Below are 18,024 nucleotides of genomic sequence, written 5' to 3'. Positions count from 1 at the left end.
GACGGTCCGTGGTCGGCCCGAAGTGTCGGACCGCGGGCGTACCGTTGGGGTCATGGCGCTCGACATTCCCCGGCTCGACGGCCGCTTCCAGGTCGTGAGCGAGTTCCAGCCGGCCGGCGACCAGCCGGCAGCCATTGACGAGCTTGAGCGTCGCGTGCGGCGTGGCGACCGTAACACGGTGCTGCTCGGCGCGACCGGCACCGGCAAGAGCGCCACCACGGCGTGGCTGGTCGAGCGGCTGCAACGGCCGACCCTGGTGCTCGCCCCCAACAAGACCCTCGCCGCCCAGCTCGCCAAGGAGTTCAGCGAGCTGCTCCCGCACAACGCGGTGGAATACTTCGTCTCCTACTACGACTACTACCAGCCCGAGGCGTACATCCCGCAGACCGACACCTACATCGAGAAGGACTCCTCGATCAACGAGGAGGTCGAGCGGTTGCGCCACTCGGCGACCATGTCGCTGCTCACCCGCCGCGACGTCATCGTGGTGGCGACCGTCTCGGCGATCTACGGTCTGGGCACCCCGGAGGAATACCTGGACCGCGCGGTCCGGGTGGCCGTCGGCCAGGAGCTCGACCGTGACCAGTTGCTGCGCCGGCTGGTCGACATCCAGTACACCCGCAACGACATGGCGTTCCAGCGCGGCACCTTCCGGGTTCGCGGGGACACGCTGGAGATCATCCCGGCCTACGAGGAACTGGCCGTCCGGATCGAGCTGTTCGGTGACGAGATCGAGAAGCTCTACTACCTCAACCCGCTCACCGGGGATGTGGTCCGCGAGGTCGACCAGTTGATGATCTTCCCGGCCACGCACTACGCGGCCGGGCCGGAGCGGATGGAGCGGGCGATCCGCGACATCGAGACCGAGCTGGGCGAGCGGCTGGCCGAGCTGGAGCGGCAGGGCAAGCTGCTGGAGGCGCAGCGGCTGCGGATGCGCACCACCTACGACATCGAGATGATGCGGCAGGTCGGCTTCTGCTCCGGCATCGAGAACTACTCCATGCACATCGACGGCCGGTTGCCCGGCAGCCCGCCGCACTGCCTGCTCGACTACTTCCCCGACGACTTCCTCACCGTCGTGGACGAGTCGCACGTGACCATCCCGCAGATCGGCGGCATGTACGAGGGCGACGCCTCCCGCAAGCGGATGCTGATCGACCACGGCTTCCGGCTGCCCAGCGCGGCCGACAACCGGCCGCTGCGCTTCGACGAATACCTGGAGCGGGTCGGCCAGATGGTGTTCCTCTCCGCCACCCCGGGCCCGTGGGAGTTGGAGCAGGCCCAGGGCGAGTTCGTCGAGCAGGTGATCCGCCCCACCGGCCTGATCGACCCCGAGGTGGTGGTGAAGCCCACCAAGGGGCAGATCGACGACCTGATGCACGAGATCAAGCTGCGGACCGAGCGGGATGAGCGGGTCCTGGTCACCACCCTGACCAAGAAGATGGCCGAGGACCTGTCGGACTATCTCCTGGAGAACGGCATCCGGGTGCGCTACCTGCACTCGGAGGTCGACACGTTGCGCCGGGTGGAGCTGCTGCGCGAGCTGCGCAAGGGCGAGTACGACGTGCTGGTCGGCATCAACCTGCTCCGGGAGGGCCTCGACCTGCCCGAGGTGTCCCTGGTGGCGATCCTCGACGCCGACAAGGAGGGCTTCCTGCGCAGCGGCCGGTCGCTCATCCAGACCATCGGCCGGGCGGCGCGTAACGTGTCCGGCCAGGTCCACATGTACGCCGACAAGATCACTCCATCGATGGCGGATGCGATCGAGGAGACCAACCGGCGCCGGGCCAAGCAGATCGCGCACAACGAGGCGCACGGGATCAGCCCCGAGCCGCTGCGCAAGAAGATCCACGACATCCTCGACGACATCTACCGCGAGGCGGAGGACACCGAGAACACCCGCGTCGGCGGGGCGGTCCGGCAACTGTCCCGGGGCAAGGCCCCGGTCAAGGAGACCCGCAGCCGCGGCCGGGGCGGTGCCGCCACCCCGTCCCGGGAGGGCATGGCCCGGGCCGACCTGGCCAACCTCATCCAGGAGCTCAACGACCAGATGCTCGCCGCCGCGCGGGAGTTGCAGTTCGAGCTGGCGGCCCGGATCCGGGACGAGGTGGCCGACCTCAAGAAGGAACTGCGCGGGATGGACGCGGCCGGCGTGAAGTGAGCGGGCCGGGCGGCGGTGGGCGTGCGCCCGGAAGGGAATCCACGTTGGTTGCACTGCGCGAGTGAGGTATTGCCGTGAGTGACGGCAATGCGTACTCTCCCACGGTGGGGAGGCTGGTATGCGGCTGTCAGCAAGTCCTGTCGTCCGGCGGGTGCGCCTCGGTGCGGAGCTGCGCCGGCTGCGTCGCCGGGAGGCGCTCACCCTGGAGCAGGTCTGTGTCCGGCTCGGGTGGGCGTCCACCTCGAAGCTGTCCCGCATCGAGCTGGGCCAGAGCCGGCCGGACCTGGCCGATGTGCTCGACCTGCTCGACGCCTACCAGGTGCCTGCCGACCAGCGCAACGAGCTGATCGTCATCGCCCGGGACGCCGCCACCGGGCGGGGCCGGTCCAAGGCACTGGGCGAGATGGGCGAGCGGCAGCGGGCGTACGCCGAACTGGAGGCCGGCGCCGCCCGCATCGTGGAGTACCAACCGGCCCTCGTGCCCGGGCTGCTGCAGACCCCGGCCTACGCCCGCCTGCGGGTGAGCGCCGGGGCGCTGCTCGGCGACGACGTGGACGTGGAGTCCGACGTACGGGGCCGGACGGTGCGCCAGGAGGTGCTGCGCCGCCTGGATCCGCCGCACTATACGGCGCTGGTCGACGAGCGGGTCTGCGAACCGGGTGGCACGCCGGCCGACGTCTGGCGGGACCAGTTGCGGCACCTGATGGCCCTCGCCGAGTGGCCGCACATCACCATCCGGGTGGTGCCGAGCGAGGCCGCCCCGGACGGCGGCCGCCCGCTGACCGCCTTCTCCTACTACGCGTACCCGGATCCGGCCGACCCCCGCACGGTGCTGGTGGAGACCCTCACCACCGACCTGCGGCTGGTCGCCGAGGCGGACATCGCCCGTTACGAGCGGCTGGTCGACCGACTGCTGGCGGCGGCGTTGCCCGAGGAGGAGACGGTCGAGCTGCTGGCCCGGCGGCTCGGCCCGGTGCACGTGCCGCGGCCCCGCGAGCCCCGCGACGCCCCGGTCCCCGAACTGCACTGAACGCGACGCCCCCGCGGCCGGACGGCGTCCTCCGGGCTGCGCGCGTGCTGGCCGGACCGTGTCCTCCGGGCTGCGCATGTGTTGGCCGGACCGGCGTCCTCCGGGGGTGCGTGCGTGCTGGCCGCCCTTTCGGCCGGGGCGGGCAGCCGCGAACCCTGCCGCGAGCAGCAGGGGCGCCCGGAAGTTGATCAATCGGGCGCGGCTGGCCGCAGCCTTGCCCGCGCCGCCACCGGGCCCGGCGCCCCCGATGCCCGTCGGGACCGGTGGCCGGCGCATCCCCCGCAGGCTATGCGAGGGGTATGACAGGTCAGGCCGGCACGTCCACGAAGTGCTCGACCAGCGGCGGGTTCGCGAAGTGCGGACCGATCAGCGCCCGCCACTGCGGGAACCGCTCGCTCTGCCGGAAGTTGACGTCGTGCGCCTCGACCGAGTCCCACTCCACCAGCAGCACGAACCGGGACGGCGACTCCACGCCCCGGGTCATCCGCACCGAGCGGCAGCCCTCCGCGCCGCGGAGGAGGGGGTACGCCTGCGTGTAGGCGGCGGCGAAGGCGTCCTCTTGCCCCGGTTTCACGTCGATCAGCGCGACCTCAAGAACCATGCCCGAAGCCTCGCACGCCGGCCGTCGGCCCGTCCGCCCCGGGGGCTGTTCCGGCCGCCACACTCCCCTTAGGGTGAGCGCGCGGAACACGGGGAGGGACACATGCTCGACTGGCTCACCGCTACGGCGTTCACCGTCGCGGGCGTCGGCACCACCTGGGCGGAGGTGCTCGGCTTCGCCACCGGGGTGGTCAACGTCTGGCTGGTGGCGCGGCAACACATCGCGAACTGGCCAGTCGGCATCGCCAACGTGCTGCTGCTCATGCTGCTGTTCTGGGCCGCCGGCCTGTACGCCGACGCCGGCCTGCAGGTGGTCTACGTCGCCCTCGGCCTGTACGGGTGGTGGCACTGGCTCTTCGGCGGGCAGCGGCGCAGCCGGCTCACCGTGAGCCGGACCGGGCGCCGGGAGTGGTGGGCGCTGTCGGTTGCCGGGGTGCTGCTCACGGGCGGGCTCTGGGCGCTGCTGGATCGGGCCACCGACTCCACGGTGCCCCTCGCCGACGCGGTCACCACCGCGCTGTCGCTGCTCGCCACCTACGGCCAGACTCGCAAGCTGGTGGAGAGCTGGTGGCTGTGGATCGCCGCCGACCTGATCTACCTCCCGCTCTACGCGTACAAAGGGCTCTGGCTGACCGGCGGCCTATACCTGGTCTTCCTGGCGCTCTGCGTGCTGGGGCTGCGGGAGTGGCGGGCGGACCTACGACAGCGGTCGGCGGCGGCGCCGGTGCCGCCCGGCCCGGCACCGGTGGTCGCGTGAGCGCGCGACGTGAGCCGGTCTGGCGAGCCCCGCGGCCGCGAACCGAGGAGTCGTGGTGACCGGTGGCGCCGGCGAGGCGGCCGGCGTCCCGACGGGCGACGGTGCGGGCCGGCCGGTGCCGGAGTTCCGGCACGGGCTGGTGGTCGGGAAGTTCTATCCGCCGCACGCCGGGCACCACGCGCTGATCGCGGCGGCGGCGGCCCGCTGCGCGGCGGTCACCGTGGTGGTCGCCCCGTCCCGGCGGGAGTCGATCCCGCTCCCGGACCGGGTGGCCTGGCTGCGCGAGGTGCACGTCGCCACCCCGTGGGTGCGGGTCGTCGGCCGGTACGACGACCATCCGGTCGACTACGCCGACCCGGCGATCTGGGACCTGCACTGCGCGGTGTTCCGGGAGGCGCTCGGCGGGCAGCCGGTGGACGCGGTCTTCTCCTCCGAGGCGTACGGGGCGGAGCTGGCCCGCCGGTTCGACGCGGTGCCGGTCTGCGTGGACCTGGACCGGCGCACCGTGCCCGTCTCCGGCACGGCGGTCCGCGCGGACCCGGTGGGGCACTGGCGCTGGCTGAGCCCACCGGTGCGGGCCTGGCTGGTCCGCCGGGTCGTTGTGGTGGGCGCGGAATCCACCGGCACCACGACGATGGCCGAGGCGCTGGCCGCCCACTACGGCACCACCTGGGTCCCCGAGTACGGGCGCGAAGTGACCGCGCGCAAGCTCGCGGAGCTGCGGCGCCGCCGGCCGGCGGCAACCGTCTTCGACGTCACCTGGGACCGGGCCGACTTCGCCGAGGTGGTACGCGAGCAGCAGGCCGCCGAGGACGCGGCGGCCCGGGTCAGCGGCCCCCTGTTGTTCTGCGACACCGACGTCCGCGCCACCTCGATCTGGGAGGAGCGCTACCTCGGCTCGGCGTCCGCGCAGGTGCGGGCGGCCGCCCGCCGGCCGGCGCTGTACCTGCTGACCGACCACGAGGGAGTGCCGTTCGCCGACGACGGGCTGCGCGACGGCGAGCACCTGAGGACCTGGATGACCGGGCGGTTCCGTGCGGAACTCGCCGGTTGCGGGGTGCCCGTGCTGGAGCTGCGCGGGCCGCACGAGACCCGGCTGGCCACCGCCGTGGCCGCCTGCGACGCTCTGCTCGCCGCCGGTTGGTCGTTCGCCGACCCGCTGCTCCCCTCCTGAGCATCCGCCAGAGGCGAGATCGGGCTTTCCCGACAGCCCGACCGCCTCGTCGACCTGGCGGTATTCCACCGGCCGGGCATGCCGCCAGGTCCTCGGCCTGGGATGCCGGCGGGCAGAGGGTCCAGCTAGCCTCCTAGGAAGCGCTGGCGAAGGAGATCCGTCCAACGGCGGAAAGTGATTCCCTCATCAATCCGGGCACCCGGAGATGCGCCGAGCCGCCTTCATGGTGAACAATGGCGCCCGAGGAGGGGAGTATTCCCCCGCAACGGAGTCGTCAGCACGGAAGAGCGCCGGCCCCCCGGTGGCACGACCCGGCTCCGTTGGTCAGCGACCCGGCACCCCCGGTCGGTGGCGGAAGAGACCTCCGACAGTCACCAGAGTCAGCGTCGACGCACCTTGGCCCCTCATGGGGCGTACGGTGTGCCCGACGCTGTGTGTCTGCCGGAGGTTAGATCTTGAACGTGTCCGGATGGGTGTGGGCAGCGACCCTCGTCGCATTGACCGCCGTCCTGCTCGTCGACCTGCTCATCATCGGTCGGCGCCCGCACGAGCCCAGCGTCCGTGAATCGAGCATCTGGGTCGGCTTCTACGTCGGGCTGGCCCTGCTCTTCGGCGTGGGGCTGTGGCTCGCCGCCGGCCCCAGCGTGGCCGGCCAGTTCTACACCGGGTGGCTCACCGAGTACAGCCTCTCGGTGGACAACCTCTTCGTCTTCGTGATCATCATGGGTCGCTTCGCGGTGCCCCGGCAGTACCAGCAGAAGGTGCTGCTCATCGGCATCCTGCTGGCGCTGGTGATGCGGGGTGGCTTCATCGCCGCCGGCGCCGCCCTGCTCGCCCAGTTCACCTGGGTCTTCTACATCTTCGGCGCGTTCCTGATCTACACGGCGATCAACCTGGCCCGGCAGGGCGAGCCGGACGAGGACGAGTTCAGCGAGAACGTGCTGATCCGGTGGAGCCGCAAGGCGCTGCCGCTGTCCCGGGACTTCGACGGCGCGAAGCTGACCACCCACGAGAAGGGGCGGCGGCTCTTCACCCCGATGCTGATCGTGATGATCGCGATCGGCACCACCGACCTGATCTTCGCGCTCGACTCGATCCCGGCGATCTTCGGCATCACCCAGGAGCCGTACCTGGTCTTCACCGCGAACGTCTTCGCGCTGATGGGGCTCCGGCAGCTCTACTTCCTGCTCGGCGGGCTGCTGGACCGGCTGATCTACCTCAGCTACGGCCTGGCCGTGGTGCTCGGCTTCATCGGGGTCAAGCTGGTCCTGGAGGCCCTCGCCGACAACAACCTGCCGTTCATCAACAACGGCGAGCACGTGGCCTGGGCCCCGCACATCCCGATCTGGCTGTCGCTGGCCGTCATCCTGGGCACCCTGGGGATCGCCACCGCGGCCAGCCTGGTCAAGTCGTCCCGGGACCGGCGCCGCGAGCTGGCCGCGGCGCGACACTGACCGGACCCACACCCGGCGAATGGGGCGCTCCCGCGGTCGGGAGCGCCCCATTCGCGTACGGAGGTCAGACGCGGTGGGCCGCGACCAGGGTGGCCTCCCGGTTATCGGGAAGCCGCTGCTCGATCACCACGCGCTGGATGTAGCAGGCGTGCAGCATCCGCCGGACCGCACCCTGCGGCTCGCTGCTCACGATGCCGATGTGGTGGATCCGGCGGCCGGGCCGGGCGAAGAAGTAGAGGTCGCCGGGGCGCTCCTCGCCAAGCGCCAGGGGGGTGGTCGCCTCGGCCTGGTCGTCGGCGTCCCGGGGCAGCGTCACCCCGTACCGCCGCCAGGCCAGGTGCACCAGACCGGAGCAGTCGATCCCGTGGCTGGAGACCCCGCCCCAGACGTAGACCAGGTCGTGCAGCCGCTCCGCCACGGCGAGCACCTCCTTGGCCTCCGGCCGCTCGGTGGGCAGCGGGACCACATCGGCATCGGGCACCCAGAGCGGGTCCATCCGGCCGGCTACGTGCACCGGCCGCCATCCGTCCACCGTCCGGCCCGCCGGTGCGAGGCGGGTGCCGAGGACCACGTCGGCCAGGGCCACCGGGCCGTCCGGGGCGGCGCGCAGCGTGGTGAGCGTGGCGTCCACCACCAGCGGGCCCGCCGACGCGTCGGTCTCTGCCGGGGCGGTGAGCTGGGCGGTGGGCAGCCAGCCCGGGTAGCCCCGGGGGTCGAGCTTGGCGGCGGGCTGTTCGAGGGCGATGACCTGCGCCCAACCGTCCGCGCGCAGCTCGGTGACGAGCACCCGCTCGCCGAGCAGCAGCTGGCTCAGCACGCACTCGCCGACCTGCTGGTCGCGGTCCATGCCGGCGACCCAGGTGGCGGTGTCCGGCGTGTCGCCGAGTGCGGCACCGTCGATCGGGCGGACGGCCTCGGGGGCGCTCCATAGGGTCGCGACCGGGACCCGGACGACGGCCTCGCGGCCCGGCTGCAGCTCCACGTCCACTCCCACCTCGCGGTTCTCTCCGGCGACCCTATGAAAAATTTCACCAGCCATCAACTGCGGGCGTGCACATTGACTTCACGTACGGCCGAGATGCCGAGGCCGGGCTCGTCGGGCAGCAGAACACTCGCGCCGTCGTACCGGATTCCGCCGCCCACCGGCGACCAGGCGAGCCACCAGGCGGCGTCGAGGTCGGAGACGGCCGTGGTGCCGTAGGCGGCGACCAGGCTGGCCGCGGCGCCCACCCCCACCGGGCTCTCCATCATCGAGCCGACGATGGTGCCCATCCCGTGCGCGGCGGCCAGGTCGAGCAGCGTCCGCGCGGTGTGCAGGCCGCCGCACTTGGCCAGCTTGACGTTGACCATGTCGGCCGCCCGCCGGCGGATCACCTCGACCAGGTCGCGGACGTCGAAGACCGACTCGTCGGCGAGGATCGGCAGGTCCACCCGGTCGCTGACCCAGGCCAGCCCGTCCAGGTCCCGCCGGTGGACCGGCTGCTCGACCAGTTCGACGTCCAGCCCGGCGTCCTCGATGCCCCGGATGACCCGGACCGCCTCGCGCGGGGTCCAACCCTGGTTGGCGTCCAGCCGGATGCGCACGTCGGGGCCGACCGCCGCGCGGACCGCGCGGACCCGGTCCAGGTCGCCCCGGGCGTCGGTGCCGACCTTCAGCTTGAGCACGGTGAACCCCTCGGCCCGGCGCTGCTTCGCGGCGGCGGCCAGGTCCACGGCGTCGCCGGCGGCCAGCGTGACGTCCGTTGGGACCCGCAGGCTGGTGCCGCCGAGCAGCCGCACCAGCGGTACGCCGAGCCGCCGCGCGGCCAGGTCGTGCAGGGCGACGTCGACGGCCGCCTTGGCGGACTCGTTGCCGACCACCGTCCGGCGCACCTCGGCGCAGCGGGCCTGGAGGTCGTCGGCGTCTCGTCCGGTCAGCGTGGGGGCGAGGAGGTCCCGGACGCACGCCTCGGCGCCGGCGATCGACGCCCCGGTGACCTGCCAGACCTGCGGGGCCTCGCCGAACCCGGACCGCCCGTCGCTGTCGACGACCTCGACGACCAGGGTGTCCACCGTGGTCGTGCGGCGCAGCGCGGTGACGAACGGGGTGTGCAAGGGGGCGGAGAGCCGGTGGGTGCGTACCGCGGCGATCGTCATGTGCGGCACCCTATACGGAGGTTTGCCGGCGACTGGGGAGGGCCGATGGCGGAACGGGACTGGGCACTGGTGGGCGCACCGAACGCGCGTGACCTCGGCGGTCTGCCGGCATCCGACGGGCGGCGGGTCCGCCCGGGTCGGCTGATCCGCACCGCCGCGCTGGGCCGGCTCACCGACGAGGACCTGCCGGTGCTGGGCAAGCTGGCGCCCGCCTGCGTGGTGGACCTGCGGCACGCCAGCGAGCAGGAGGTCGCCCCGCCGGACCGCCTGGCCGGTGAGCCGCGGGTGGTGCACCTGCCGGTCTACGACCCGGCCCACCCCGTCTTCACGTACGTGTCGGCGGTGCTGCTCGGCCACGACCTGAGCGCGTACGAGCAGCTGGCCCGGGAGGGTATGCCGGCGGCGATGGCGGCGATCTACCGGTGGTTCGTCACCGGGGAGTCCGCCCGCGCCGGGTTCGGGGCGGCGGTGCGGCTCGCGGCCGAGGGGGCGAACCTGCCGCTGCTGTTCCACTGCTCGGCCGGCAAGGACCGGACCGGCTGGCTGTCGGTGGTGCTGCTGACCGCGCTCGGGGTGGACGAGGCGGCGATCCGGGCCGACTACCTGCGGCACAACGAGTTGACCGAGAGCTTGCGCGAGGTGCTGCTGACGGCGATGACCCGGGGTCAGTCGAATCTGGACCCGGCGAGCGCGCGTCCGCTGCTGGAGGTGCGGCCGGAATACCTGGATGCCGCGTACGACGAGGTCCGGCGGGTGCACGGCTCGTTCGGGGCGTACCTGCGCGACGGGTTGGGGGTGACCGACGAGACGGTCGCCGCGCTGCGCGCGCACCTGCTGGAGTGAGCCCGGGCCGCCGGCCCGCCCGTCGGCGGGCCGGCGGGGTGCGGTCAGTCGGCCAGGTCGTGTCGGGACGCCCAGACCTGCGCGGAGACGTGCGCGATCAGGCGGCAGGCGTCGTCGTCCTCCTCGCCGCTCGGGCCGCCGTCGGCCAGGTCGGTGGTGGTGCAGACGACGATCACGTACGGCGGCGCGTCGGCCGGGAAGACCACTCCGGCGCCGTGCCGGATGCCGTGCACCCAGCCGTTCTTGTGCGCGATCCGGGTTCCCGCGGGCAGCCCGGCGGCGAGGTCCTCGCGGTGTTCCTGGGCGAACAGGACGTCCAGCATGGACGCGCAGCCGGCCGGGGAGGCCAGCGGGCCGGGCTCGCGGGCGCCGCGGGCCAGCCCGCCGAGCAGGGCGGCGAGGTCGGCCGCGGTGACCAGGTTGTCGATGCCCGCCTCCCGGGCGGCGGAGTCCTCGATGCCGCGGCCGGTGACGCTGTGCCGCGCCCCGCTCAGCGCCCACGCCTCGGCCACCGCCGGCAGTCCCACCGCGCCGATGACGATGTTGGTGGCCAGGTTGCTGGACCTGACGATCATGCGTTCGGCGAGCCAGCGCAGCGATGCGGTGCCGCCGACCCGGTCCCAGACCGCATCGTCGTTGTCGTAGTCCCGGGCGTTGGCGAACCGGGGTGCGCCCGGCAGGGCGGAGTCGAAGGCGTTGTGCACCGGCACCGGCGCGTCCAGGTCCAGCCGGCCGGCCTCGGCGGCGCGGTGCAGCGCCACCAGCACCCCGATCTTCATGGTGCTGGCCGCGTAGTGGGTGGCGTCGGGCAGGCGGGTCCAGGTGGGTGGGGCACCCAGCCGCCCCACGTACGCGGAGATGGTGCCGGGCGCCTTGTCGAGGTACGAGTCGAGATCCTCCCAGGTCATGCCGGTGACCGTAGCCGATCACCGGCGGGGCTGCGGCCCGCCCGACGGCTGGGCTGGCAGCCGGTCGGGGTCGACCTCTCCGGCGGCCAGCTGCGGTACGCCCGTACCCGGCTGGCGGTGGTCCGGGGCGACGCGGCCCGGCTTCCGGTCGCCGACGCGAGCGTCTGTGCCGTCACCTGCGTACTCGGGCACACCGACCTGCCCGCCTACCCGGCGATGGTCGCGGAGGCCGCCCGGGTGCTCACCCCCGGCGGGCGCTTCGTCCACATCGGCGTGCACCCCGGTGACCCGCGTTGATCATGAGGTTGGCGGCGATTTTTCGCTGCCGGACTGCCGCCAACTCCATGATCGACGCCTGGCTGGGGCAGGGGTGGGGGGAACGGCGGAGCCCGGGCCGCTGGGGGCGGTCCGGGCTCCGGGGTGGGCTGGGGTCAGCCGGCGTGCTTGCGGCGGGCGGCCATCCGGCCGCGCTGGGTCTGGTCGAGGATCACCTTGCGGATGCGGACCGCGGCCGGGGTCACCTCGACGCACTCGTCCTCGCGGCAGAACTCGAGGGCCTGCTCCAGCGACAGCTTGCGCGGCGGGATCAGCTTCTCGGTCTCCTCGGAGGTCGAGGAGCGCATGTTGGTGAGCTTCTTCTCCTTGGTGATGTTCACGTCCATGTCGTCGGAGCGGGAGTTCTCCCCGACGATCATGCCCTCGTACACCTCGGTGCCGGGCTCGACGAAGAGTTGACCGCGCTCCTGCAGGTTGGTCATGGCGAACGCGGTGACCGCGCCCGAGCGGTCGGCGACGAGCGAGCCGGTGGCCCGGGTCCGCAGCTCGCCGAACCACGGCTCGTACGACTCGAAGACGTGGTGCAGGATGCCGGTGCCGCGGGTCTCGGTGAGGAACTCGGTGCGGAAGCCGATCAGGCCCCGGGCCGGGACCAGCCACTCCATCCGGATCCAGCCGGTGCCGTGGTTGACCAGCTGCTCCATCCGGCCCTTGCGGGTGGCCAGCAGCTGGGTGATCGCGCCGAGGTACTCGTCGGGGGCGTCGATGGTCAGCCGCTCGACCGGCTCGCAGGTCTTCCCGTCGATCTCCCGGGTGACCACCTGCGGCTTGCCGACGGTCAGCTCGTACTGCTCGCGGCGCATCTGCTCGACGAGGATCGCCAGCGCCAGCTCGCCGCGGCCCTGCACCTCCCAGGCGTCGGGACGCTCGGTGGGCAGCACCCGCAGCGAGACGTTGCCGATCAGCTCCTTGTCGAGGCGGTCCTTGACCATCCGGGCGGTGACCTTGGCGCCCTTGACCCGGCCGACCAGCGGCGAGGTGTTGGTGCCGATGGTCATCGAGATGGCTGGCTCGTCGACGGTGATCAGCGGCAGCGGGACCGGGTTCTCCGCGTCGGCCAGGGTCTCGCCGATCATGATCTCCGGGATGCCGGCGACCGCGATGATGTCGCCGGGGCCGGCGGTCTCCGCCGGCTTGCGCTCCAGGCCCTCGGTCATCAGCAGCTCGGAGATGCGGACCCGCTGGGTGCTGCCGTCGGTGCGGCACCAGGCCACGGTCTGGCCCTTGCTGATGGTGCCCTGCCGGACCCGGCACAGCGCCAGCCGGCCCAGGAACGGCGAGGCGTCGAGGTTGGTGACGTGCGCCTGCAGCGGCGCGTCCTCCTCGTACGCCGGCGGTGGGATGGTGTCCAGCAGGGTGCGGAACAGCGGCTCCAGGTTGTGGCTGTCGTCCGGCACCGCGCCGTCGGCCGGCTGGGTCAGCGAGGCGATGCCGTCGCGGGCGCAGGCGTAGACGATCGGGAAGTCGATCTGCTCCTCGTCGGCGTCCAGGTCGAGGAAGAGCTCGTAGGTGTCGTCCACGACCTCCTTGATCCGGGCGTCGGGCCGGTCCACCTTGTTGATCACCAGGATGATCGGCAGCCGGGCCTTGAGGGCCTTGCGGAGCACGAACCGGGTCTGCGGCAGCGGGCCCTCGCTGGCGTCGACCAGCAGCACCACCCCGTCGACCATGGTCAGGCCGCGCTCGACCTCGCCGCCGAAGTCGGCGTGGCCCGGGGTGTCGATGATGTTGATGGTGACCGGGTCGGACCCGTCCGCCGGCAGGTAGTGCACGCCGGTGTTCTTGGCCAGGATGGTGATGCCCTTTTCCCGCTCGAGGTCCATCGAGTCCATGACCCGTTCGGTGACCTCACCGCGGGCGCCGTAGGCGCCGGCCTGCCGCAACATGGCGTCGACCAGGGTTGTCTTGCCGTGGTCGACGTGGGCGATGATGGCGACGTTGCGGAGGTCGGTGCGAAGCTGCATACCCTCCATACTCCTGTCTGCGGTTGCCGGGGCGCGTGTCGGGGTCACCCCGAGATCGCCCGGATCTGTGCCGAAACTGCTGTCCCGACCGTTCCAGTGACTGGCATGCTGGTCCTCGTGCGGGGGACCGGATGCCTGACCTGCTGACGTGGCTGCAGGACCTGCCGGCCCTGCTGATCTACCTGGTCGCCTCGATGATCGTCGCGGGTGAGACCGCGGTGATCTTCGGACTGCTGGTGCCGGGCGAGGCGACCCTGCTGCTGGTCGGCTTCCTAGCGTACGCGGGGACGCTACGGCTCGTCCCGACGCTGCTGGCCATGACAGCCGCCGCCGTGATCGGTGACACACTCGCCTTCCGGGCCGGCCGCCGGTACGGGCCCCGGCTGCGCGCCTCCGGCCTCGGTGCCCGGATCGGCGCCGACCGGTGGCAGCGGGCCGACTCGCTGCTCGACCGGCTCGGCGGTCGCGGTGTGCTGGCCGCCCGCTGGGTGGCCTTCGCCCGTACCCTGGCGCCCCGGCTGGCCGGCGCGGCGGGCCTGCCGTACCGGCGGTTCGCGCCGTGGAACCTGGCCGGGGTGGTGAGCTGGGTCGGCGCGTCCGTGCTGGCCGGGTACGCCGCCGGCGAGTCGTACGCGCAGGTGTCCCGGCTGCTCGGCCGGGCCACCGGGGCGGTGCTGGTGCTGCTGCTCTGCCTGGTCGGGGTGGTGCTGGCCGGTCGCTGGCTCGGCCGAAACCCGGACCCGGCCCGGGCCCTGGCCGCCCGGGCGGCCGCCGTGCCCCCGCTGCGCTGGCTGCGCGCCCGGTACGGGGTGCTGTTCTTCCTGGTCGCCATGCGGATCGGGCCGGCCTGGACGCTGCTGCTCAACCTCGCTGCCGGCCTGCTGCTGCTCTTCACCGCCGGGCTGGCCGTCGCCGCGGTGCTGGAGGCGGTGGTCCGGCACAGCGGTCTCGGGGTGGTCGACGGCCTCATCGCGGAGTGGTTCGCCGCCCGGCGTACCCCCGGGGTGGCCGACGCGGCGCTGGCCGCCGTCTCGGTGCTGCGCGGGTCGTCCCTGATCGCCGCGGTGGCGGTCGTCGCGGCGGTGCTGGCCTGGCGGAGCCGCCCCTGGCGGGCCGACCTGCTCAGCGTGGTCGGCACGGTGGGGGCGTTCGTGCCGCTGGTCGTGCTGGCCGTGGTCGCCGACCTGACCGGCCCGGGCGGCCCTGGCGACACGCCGGTGCTCCTGCCCACCCAGATCACGGTGGTGACGGCGAGCTTCGGCACGCTGGCCTGGCTGCTGTCCCGCGGGGCGCGCTGGCCGGTCGCCGTGGCGGTGTGGACGGGTGCCGTGGCCGGGGTGTTCGCCGTCGGCGGCGCCCGGCTCTACCTGGGCTGGAGTACGGCCAGCGGCACCGCCACGTCCGTCCTGCTCGGCGCCGCCTGGACCACGGTGTTCATGGTCGCCTGGGCCACCCGGGACCGGGCCGTCGGCGTGGCCGTTCCGCCGTCCACAGCGGAGCCTGACGGCCCGGCGGAGTGGCTGGGCGCGGGACCCCCGCCTCGGCCGCGCCCGTCCGGGGCGGCGTCGCACGCCCCCCGGGGCCCCGCCGATCCTGGTTAGGGTGCGGCGGACGACCACGAGGAGGACTGATGCGTCGAGGCACCGGTCGGTTGGCCACGTCGTTGATGACCTCGAGGCGGGAGCACCGGGACCCCGTCCGCGCGGCCCGGGGCGAACCGGCCCGACGGGCGGCGGGCGCCGACCCGGCCGCCGCGGGATCGCCCGCGGACTGAACATGGACTGGCTGCTCACCCGGCTCGCCGCCGTCGCGCTGCGGCTGCCCGCCGCCCGGACGCGGCGGGTCGCGGTGCGGCGGGACATCCCGGTCCGGGTGCGGGACGGGGTCGCGCTGCGCACCGATCACTACGCCCCGGATCTGCCGGGCGCGCCCACCGTGCTCATCCGGACCCCGTACGGGCGCGGTGGGCCGATCCGGCTGCTGGGCCGGCTCGTCGCCGAGCGCGGCTACCACGTGGTGATCCAGTCCTGCCGGGGTACCTACGGCTCCGGTGGTGCGTTCGTCCCGCTGGTGCACGAGCGCGACGACGGTCTGGACACCCTCGACTGGCTGCGCCGGCAGCGCTGGTGGTCCGGGTCGTTCGGCACGTTCGGTGCCAGCTACCAGGGCTTCGTGCAGTGGGCGCTCGCCGCCGAGGCGGCCGACGAGCTGCGCGCGATGGTCACGGTGGTGACCGCTTCGGCCACCCGGGACTCGACGTACGCGGGGGAGTCGTTTGCCCTGGACACCGTGCTCACCTGGGCGGAGCTGCTGCAGGCGCAGACCGTGCCGTGGTTGGCCCGGCAGTGGGAGCTCCGGCGGGGGCAGCCCCGGTTGGTCCGCGCGCTGGCCCACCTGCCGCTGGCCGAGGCGGATCACATCGCCACCGGGGTGACAGTGCCGTTCTTCCAGGAGTGGTTGCGCCACCACACACCGGACGCCGACTACTGGCGGCTGCGGGTCTTCGGCGACCGGATCGCCGAGGTGCGGGCGGCGGTGGCGATGATCAGCGGCTGGCACGACATCTTCCTCCCCGCCCAGCTCGACGACTACGCCCGGCTCCGGTCGGCCGGGGTCCGGCCCCGGCTGACCGTCGGCCCGTGGACCCATGGCAGCCCGGGGCTCCTGGTGGCGGCCCTCAGGGAGGGACTGGACTGGCTCGACGCGCACCTGGCCGGCCGCCCGGCGGTCCGGCGCGCACCGGTGCGGGTGCACGTCGGGGGCGTCGGTGGCGGCTGGCGGGACCTGCCCGACTGGCCCCCGCCGGCCGTGCCGTCCCGGTGGCACCTGCACGCCGGCCGGGCCCTCGACCCGGCCGCGCCGGCGTCGTCTCCGCCCGACCGGATCTGGTACGACCCGGCCGACCCCACCCCGTCGCTCGGTGGCCCGCTGCTGGTCGCCCAGCGGGCCGGCGCCGTGGACAACCGGCTGGTGGAGGCCCGGCCCGACGTGCTGACCTACACCAGCGAGCCGCTGGACGGCCCGGTCGAGGTGATCGGCCCGGTCCACGCCGAGATCCACGTGCGCAGTGAACTCTCCTACCTGGACGTCTTCGTACGCCTCTGCGATGTGGACCTTCGCGGTCGGTCCTGGAACGTCTGTGACGGTCTGGTCCGGGTGGCGCCGGGGCGTTTCCCGGTCGATCCGTCCGGCGTGGTCCGGGTGCCGGTCACCCTCTGGCCGACGGCGTACTGCTTCGCGCCGGGGCACCGGCTGCGCGTGCAGGTGTCCGGCGGTGCGCACCCGCGCTACGCGCGCAACCCCGGCACCGGGGAGCCGCTGGGCACAGCCGTCACCCTCCGTGCTGGATGGCGGGAGGTGCTGCATGACCCCGCGCACCCGTCCGCCCTGGTGCTGCCGCAGGCCGCGGCGGCGCCCGCAGCCCCTTCATAGTTGCAGATAGTGCCTCTGAGCTGGGCAATTGCGTGTCGGCGTGGATATTCTCGGGTCAGTTGCCCGGCGCCGTGCACTGTACCGACCGGGTGTGTCCCCGGATCGTCCGCATCACGCGGAGTGATTGTCGTGCCCGGTCGGCTGACGATCCACAAGGGGGGAATCCGATGACGCGGGCCCCGAACAACCTGTTGGCCGTCCGCAGTTTGCTGCTCACCTATCTCAACGTCGACAAGAAGGCCGTGCGGCCGGAGGATCTCGAACCCGGCGAGGTCGGCATCGTCGGCGACGCCAACCACCGGGGCGGATACCACTGCGGCTCCGACCGGGTCGTGAAGAACGACTACTCCGTGGTGGAGTCCACCCGGGACTCCTCCGGCCTGACCCTCGACGCGTCCGCCCTGGACGTCGGGATGTTCACGGTCCGCTCCGGCGGCCGAACCCACAACCTGCGCACCTTCTCCGCCTGGTGCGTCGCGCAGTGCGTCGCCAACACGACGGACACCCGGGACATCAGAGAGATCATCTACTCGCCGGACGGCAAGGTGGTGAAGCGGTGGGACCGGCTGCGGAAGCGCACCACCGGCGACTCCAGCCACCTGACCCACACCCACTTCAGCTTCTTCCGCGACTCCACCAAGGCGGGCCGGGACCAGACCCCGCTGTTCCGCCGCTACCTGACCGGCATCGGACTTCTGGAGGACCCCATGGCCCAGTTCACCGACGCGCACGCCGCTGTCCTCAACCAGCTCGCGGCGGTGCTGCCCACCCTGGTCAGCCAGTCCGGGTACACCGACGGGCGGATGGAGGCCATCGCCAACGGCCGCACCAAGATACGGAGCGACCTGAAGGGGGCCGGCGGGCCCGTGTGGCTCGTCGACCAGGTGAACGGCATCCGCGCCGACCTGGCCACGGTCGCCGGCCGGCCGCCGGTCGACGTGCCGGCGTTGGCCGCCGCGCTCGCGCCGCTGCTGCTGGCGCAGCTCACCCCGGCGGCGATCGCCGCCGCGTTGTCGCCGGAAATCGCCCGGCAGGTCGCCGACGAGCTGTCCCGGCGGTTGGCCGCCTGACCGGCCGGCGCGCCTGGTCGGGGATGCGCTTCGGCGGCGGTCGGGCGCGCCCGACCGCCGCCGCCGGCCGGGCCAGTTCGTCGGCGGCGCGGAGCAGGCAGGCGTACATGTCGGTGCCGCCGTCGGGCTGGGAGCCGGTGACCTTGCGGACCAGGTCGC

Annotated in this window: 15 protein-coding genes; 10 read left to right on the top strand and 5 right to left on the bottom strand. The window is 73.0% G+C overall.

Annotated features, from left to right (window positions below):
* Positions 1-52 precede the first annotated feature (52 nt).
* Positions 53-2,161, top strand: coding sequence for an excinuclease ABC subunit UvrB (uvrB, locus tag ABZ783_RS34435; protein ID WP_357446334.1), 2,109 nt, complete (start codon positions 53-55; stop codon positions 2,159-2,161).
* Between the two features lie 118 nt (positions 2,162-2,279).
* Positions 2,280-3,191: a DUF5753 domain-containing protein gene (locus ABZ783_RS34430; protein WP_357446331.1), complete on the top strand. Its 912-nt coding sequence runs from the start codon at positions 2,280-2,282 to the stop codon at positions 3,189-3,191.
* A gap of 307 nt (positions 3,192-3,498) precedes the next feature.
* On the opposite strand, the gene ABZ783_RS34425 is transcribed toward ABZ783_RS34430, so the two are convergent.
* Positions 3,499-3,792, bottom strand: coding sequence for an antibiotic biosynthesis monooxygenase family protein (locus ABZ783_RS34425; protein WP_357446329.1), 294 nt, complete (start codon positions 3,790-3,792; stop codon positions 3,499-3,501).
* 102 nt (positions 3,793-3,894) lie between these two features.
* Between ABZ783_RS34425 and pnuC the strand changes: the two genes are divergently transcribed.
* The 3 genes from pnuC to ABZ783_RS34410 all read left to right on the top strand — a co-directional run bounded on the left by pnuC (position 3,895) and on the right by ABZ783_RS34410 (position 7,176).
* A complete protein-coding gene (pnuC, locus tag ABZ783_RS34420; RefSeq protein ID WP_357446326.1) occupies positions 3,895-4,548 on the top strand; it encodes a nicotinamide riboside transporter PnuC in 654 nt (217 codons plus the stop codon).
* A 55-nt stretch (positions 4,549-4,603) separates the two neighbouring features.
* Positions 4,604-5,722 (top strand): AAA family ATPase, encoded by a 1,119-nt coding sequence (locus ABZ783_RS34415; RefSeq protein WP_357446323.1) that lies wholly within the window; start codon positions 4,604-4,606, stop codon positions 5,720-5,722.
* A 455-nt stretch (positions 5,723-6,177) separates the two neighbouring features.
* Positions 6,178-7,176, top strand: a complete 999-nt coding sequence (locus ABZ783_RS34410; RefSeq protein ID WP_357446320.1) for a TerC family protein — start codon at positions 6,178-6,180, stop codon at positions 7,174-7,176.
* A 64-nt stretch (positions 7,177-7,240) separates the two neighbouring features.
* Here the strand turns inward: ABZ783_RS34410 and ABZ783_RS34405 are convergent, their stop codons facing one another.
* Both ABZ783_RS34405 and ABZ783_RS34400 read right to left on the bottom strand, forming a co-directional pair.
* The gene (locus ABZ783_RS34405; protein ID WP_357446317.1) at positions 7,241-8,158 is read right to left on the bottom strand and encodes a C40 family peptidase; all 918 of its coding nucleotides are present in this window, start codon (positions 8,156-8,158) and stop codon (positions 7,241-7,243) included.
* Between the two features lie 56 nt (positions 8,159-8,214).
* On the bottom strand, positions 8,215-9,312 hold the full coding sequence (locus ABZ783_RS34400; protein ID WP_357446314.1) for a dipeptide epimerase: 1,098 nt from the start codon (positions 9,310-9,312) through the stop codon (positions 8,215-8,217).
* A 45-nt stretch (positions 9,313-9,357) separates the two neighbouring features.
* Between ABZ783_RS34400 and ABZ783_RS34395 the strand changes: the two genes are divergently transcribed.
* Positions 9,358-10,155 carry a tyrosine-protein phosphatase gene (locus ABZ783_RS34395; protein WP_357446311.1) on the top strand — a complete coding sequence of 266 codons (798 nt, stop codon included), beginning with the start codon at positions 9,358-9,360 and terminating at the stop codon, positions 10,153-10,155.
* Between the two features lie 44 nt (positions 10,156-10,199).
* Here ABZ783_RS34395 and ABZ783_RS34390 read toward each other — a convergent pair whose 3' ends face one another.
* Complete coding sequence (locus ABZ783_RS34390) at positions 10,200-11,063, bottom strand: serine hydrolase (RefSeq protein ID WP_357446307.1); 864 nt, start codon at positions 11,061-11,063, stop codon at positions 10,200-10,202.
* On the opposite strand from ABZ783_RS34390, the gene ABZ783_RS34385 reads away from it, so the two are divergent.
* On the top strand, positions 10,950-11,360 hold the full coding sequence (locus tag ABZ783_RS34385; RefSeq protein ID WP_357446304.1) for a class I SAM-dependent methyltransferase: 411 nt from the start codon (positions 10,950-10,952) through the stop codon (positions 11,358-11,360). The genes ABZ783_RS34390 and ABZ783_RS34385 overlap by 114 nt on opposite strands.
* Positions 11,361-11,494: 134 nt before the next feature.
* Here the strand turns inward: ABZ783_RS34385 and typA are convergent, their stop codons facing one another.
* A complete protein-coding gene (gene typA / locus ABZ783_RS34380) occupies positions 11,495-13,363 on the bottom strand; it encodes a translational GTPase TypA (RefSeq protein WP_357446301.1) in 1,869 nt (622 codons plus the stop codon).
* Positions 13,364-13,494: 131 nt separating this feature from the next.
* On the opposite strand from typA, the gene ABZ783_RS34375 reads away from it, so the two are divergent.
* The 3 genes from ABZ783_RS34375 (at position 13,495) to ABZ783_RS34365 (ending at position 17,865) form a co-directional block, all read left to right on the top strand.
* Positions 13,495-14,964: a DedA family protein gene (locus ABZ783_RS34375; RefSeq protein WP_357446298.1), complete on the top strand. Its 1,470-nt coding sequence runs from the start codon at positions 13,495-13,497 to the stop codon at positions 14,962-14,964.
* 175 nt (positions 14,965-15,139) lie between these two features.
* Positions 15,140-16,795, top strand: coding sequence for a CocE/NonD family hydrolase (locus ABZ783_RS34370; protein ID WP_357446295.1), 1,656 nt, complete (start codon positions 15,140-15,142; stop codon positions 16,793-16,795).
* A gap of 167 nt (positions 16,796-16,962) precedes the next feature.
* Positions 16,963-17,865, top strand: coding sequence for a hypothetical protein (locus ABZ783_RS34365; protein WP_357446292.1), 903 nt, complete (start codon positions 16,963-16,965; stop codon positions 17,863-17,865).
* Positions 17,866-18,024 lie beyond the last annotated feature (159 nt).

The sequence above is a fragment of the Micromonospora sp. NPDC047738 genome (assembly GCF_040642675.1).
Lineage (GTDB): Bacteria > Actinomycetota > Actinomycetes > Mycobacteriales > Micromonosporaceae > Micromonospora.
The sequence above is the reverse complement of the archived record's forward strand: the minus strand, read 5'-3'. Positions and strand labels throughout refer to the sequence as shown.

What these genes read in the sequence shown, in the direction of transcription:
- uvrB (WP_357446334.1), top strand. Translation starts at nt 53, where the DNA reads ATGGCGCTCGACATTCCCCGGCTCGACGGCCGCTTCCAGGTCGTGAGC.
- ABZ783_RS34430 (WP_357446331.1), top strand. Translation starts at nt 2,280, where the DNA reads ATGCGGCTGTCAGCAAGTCCTGTCGTCCGGCGGGTGCGCCTCGGTGCG.
- ABZ783_RS34425 (WP_357446329.1), bottom strand. Translation starts at nt 3,792, where the DNA reads ATGGTTCTTGAGGTCGCGCTGATCGACGTGAAACCGGGGCAAGAGGAC.
- pnuC (WP_357446326.1), top strand. Translation starts at nt 3,895, where the DNA reads ATGCTCGACTGGCTCACCGCTACGGCGTTCACCGTCGCGGGCGTCGGC.
- ABZ783_RS34400 (WP_357446314.1), bottom strand. Translation starts at nt 9,312, where the DNA reads ATGACGATCGCCGCGGTACGCACCCACCGGCTCTCCGCCCCCTTGCAC.
- ABZ783_RS34395 (WP_357446311.1), top strand. Translation starts at nt 9,358, where the DNA reads ATGGCGGAACGGGACTGGGCACTGGTGGGCGCACCGAACGCGCGTGAC.
- ABZ783_RS34390 (WP_357446307.1), bottom strand. Translation starts at nt 11,063, where the DNA reads ATGACCTGGGAGGATCTCGACTCGTACCTCGACAAGGCGCCCGGCACC.
- typA (WP_357446301.1), bottom strand. Translation starts at nt 13,363, where the DNA reads ATGCAGCTTCGCACCGACCTCCGCAACGTCGCCATCATCGCCCACGTC.
- ABZ783_RS34375 (WP_357446298.1), top strand. Translation starts at nt 13,495, where the DNA reads ATGCCTGACCTGCTGACGTGGCTGCAGGACCTGCCGGCCCTGCTGATC.
- ABZ783_RS34370 (WP_357446295.1), top strand. Translation starts at nt 15,140, where the DNA reads ATGGACTGGCTGCTCACCCGGCTCGCCGCCGTCGCGCTGCGGCTGCCC.
- ABZ783_RS34365 (WP_357446292.1), top strand. Translation starts at nt 16,963, where the DNA reads ATGACGCGGGCCCCGAACAACCTGTTGGCCGTCCGCAGTTTGCTGCTC.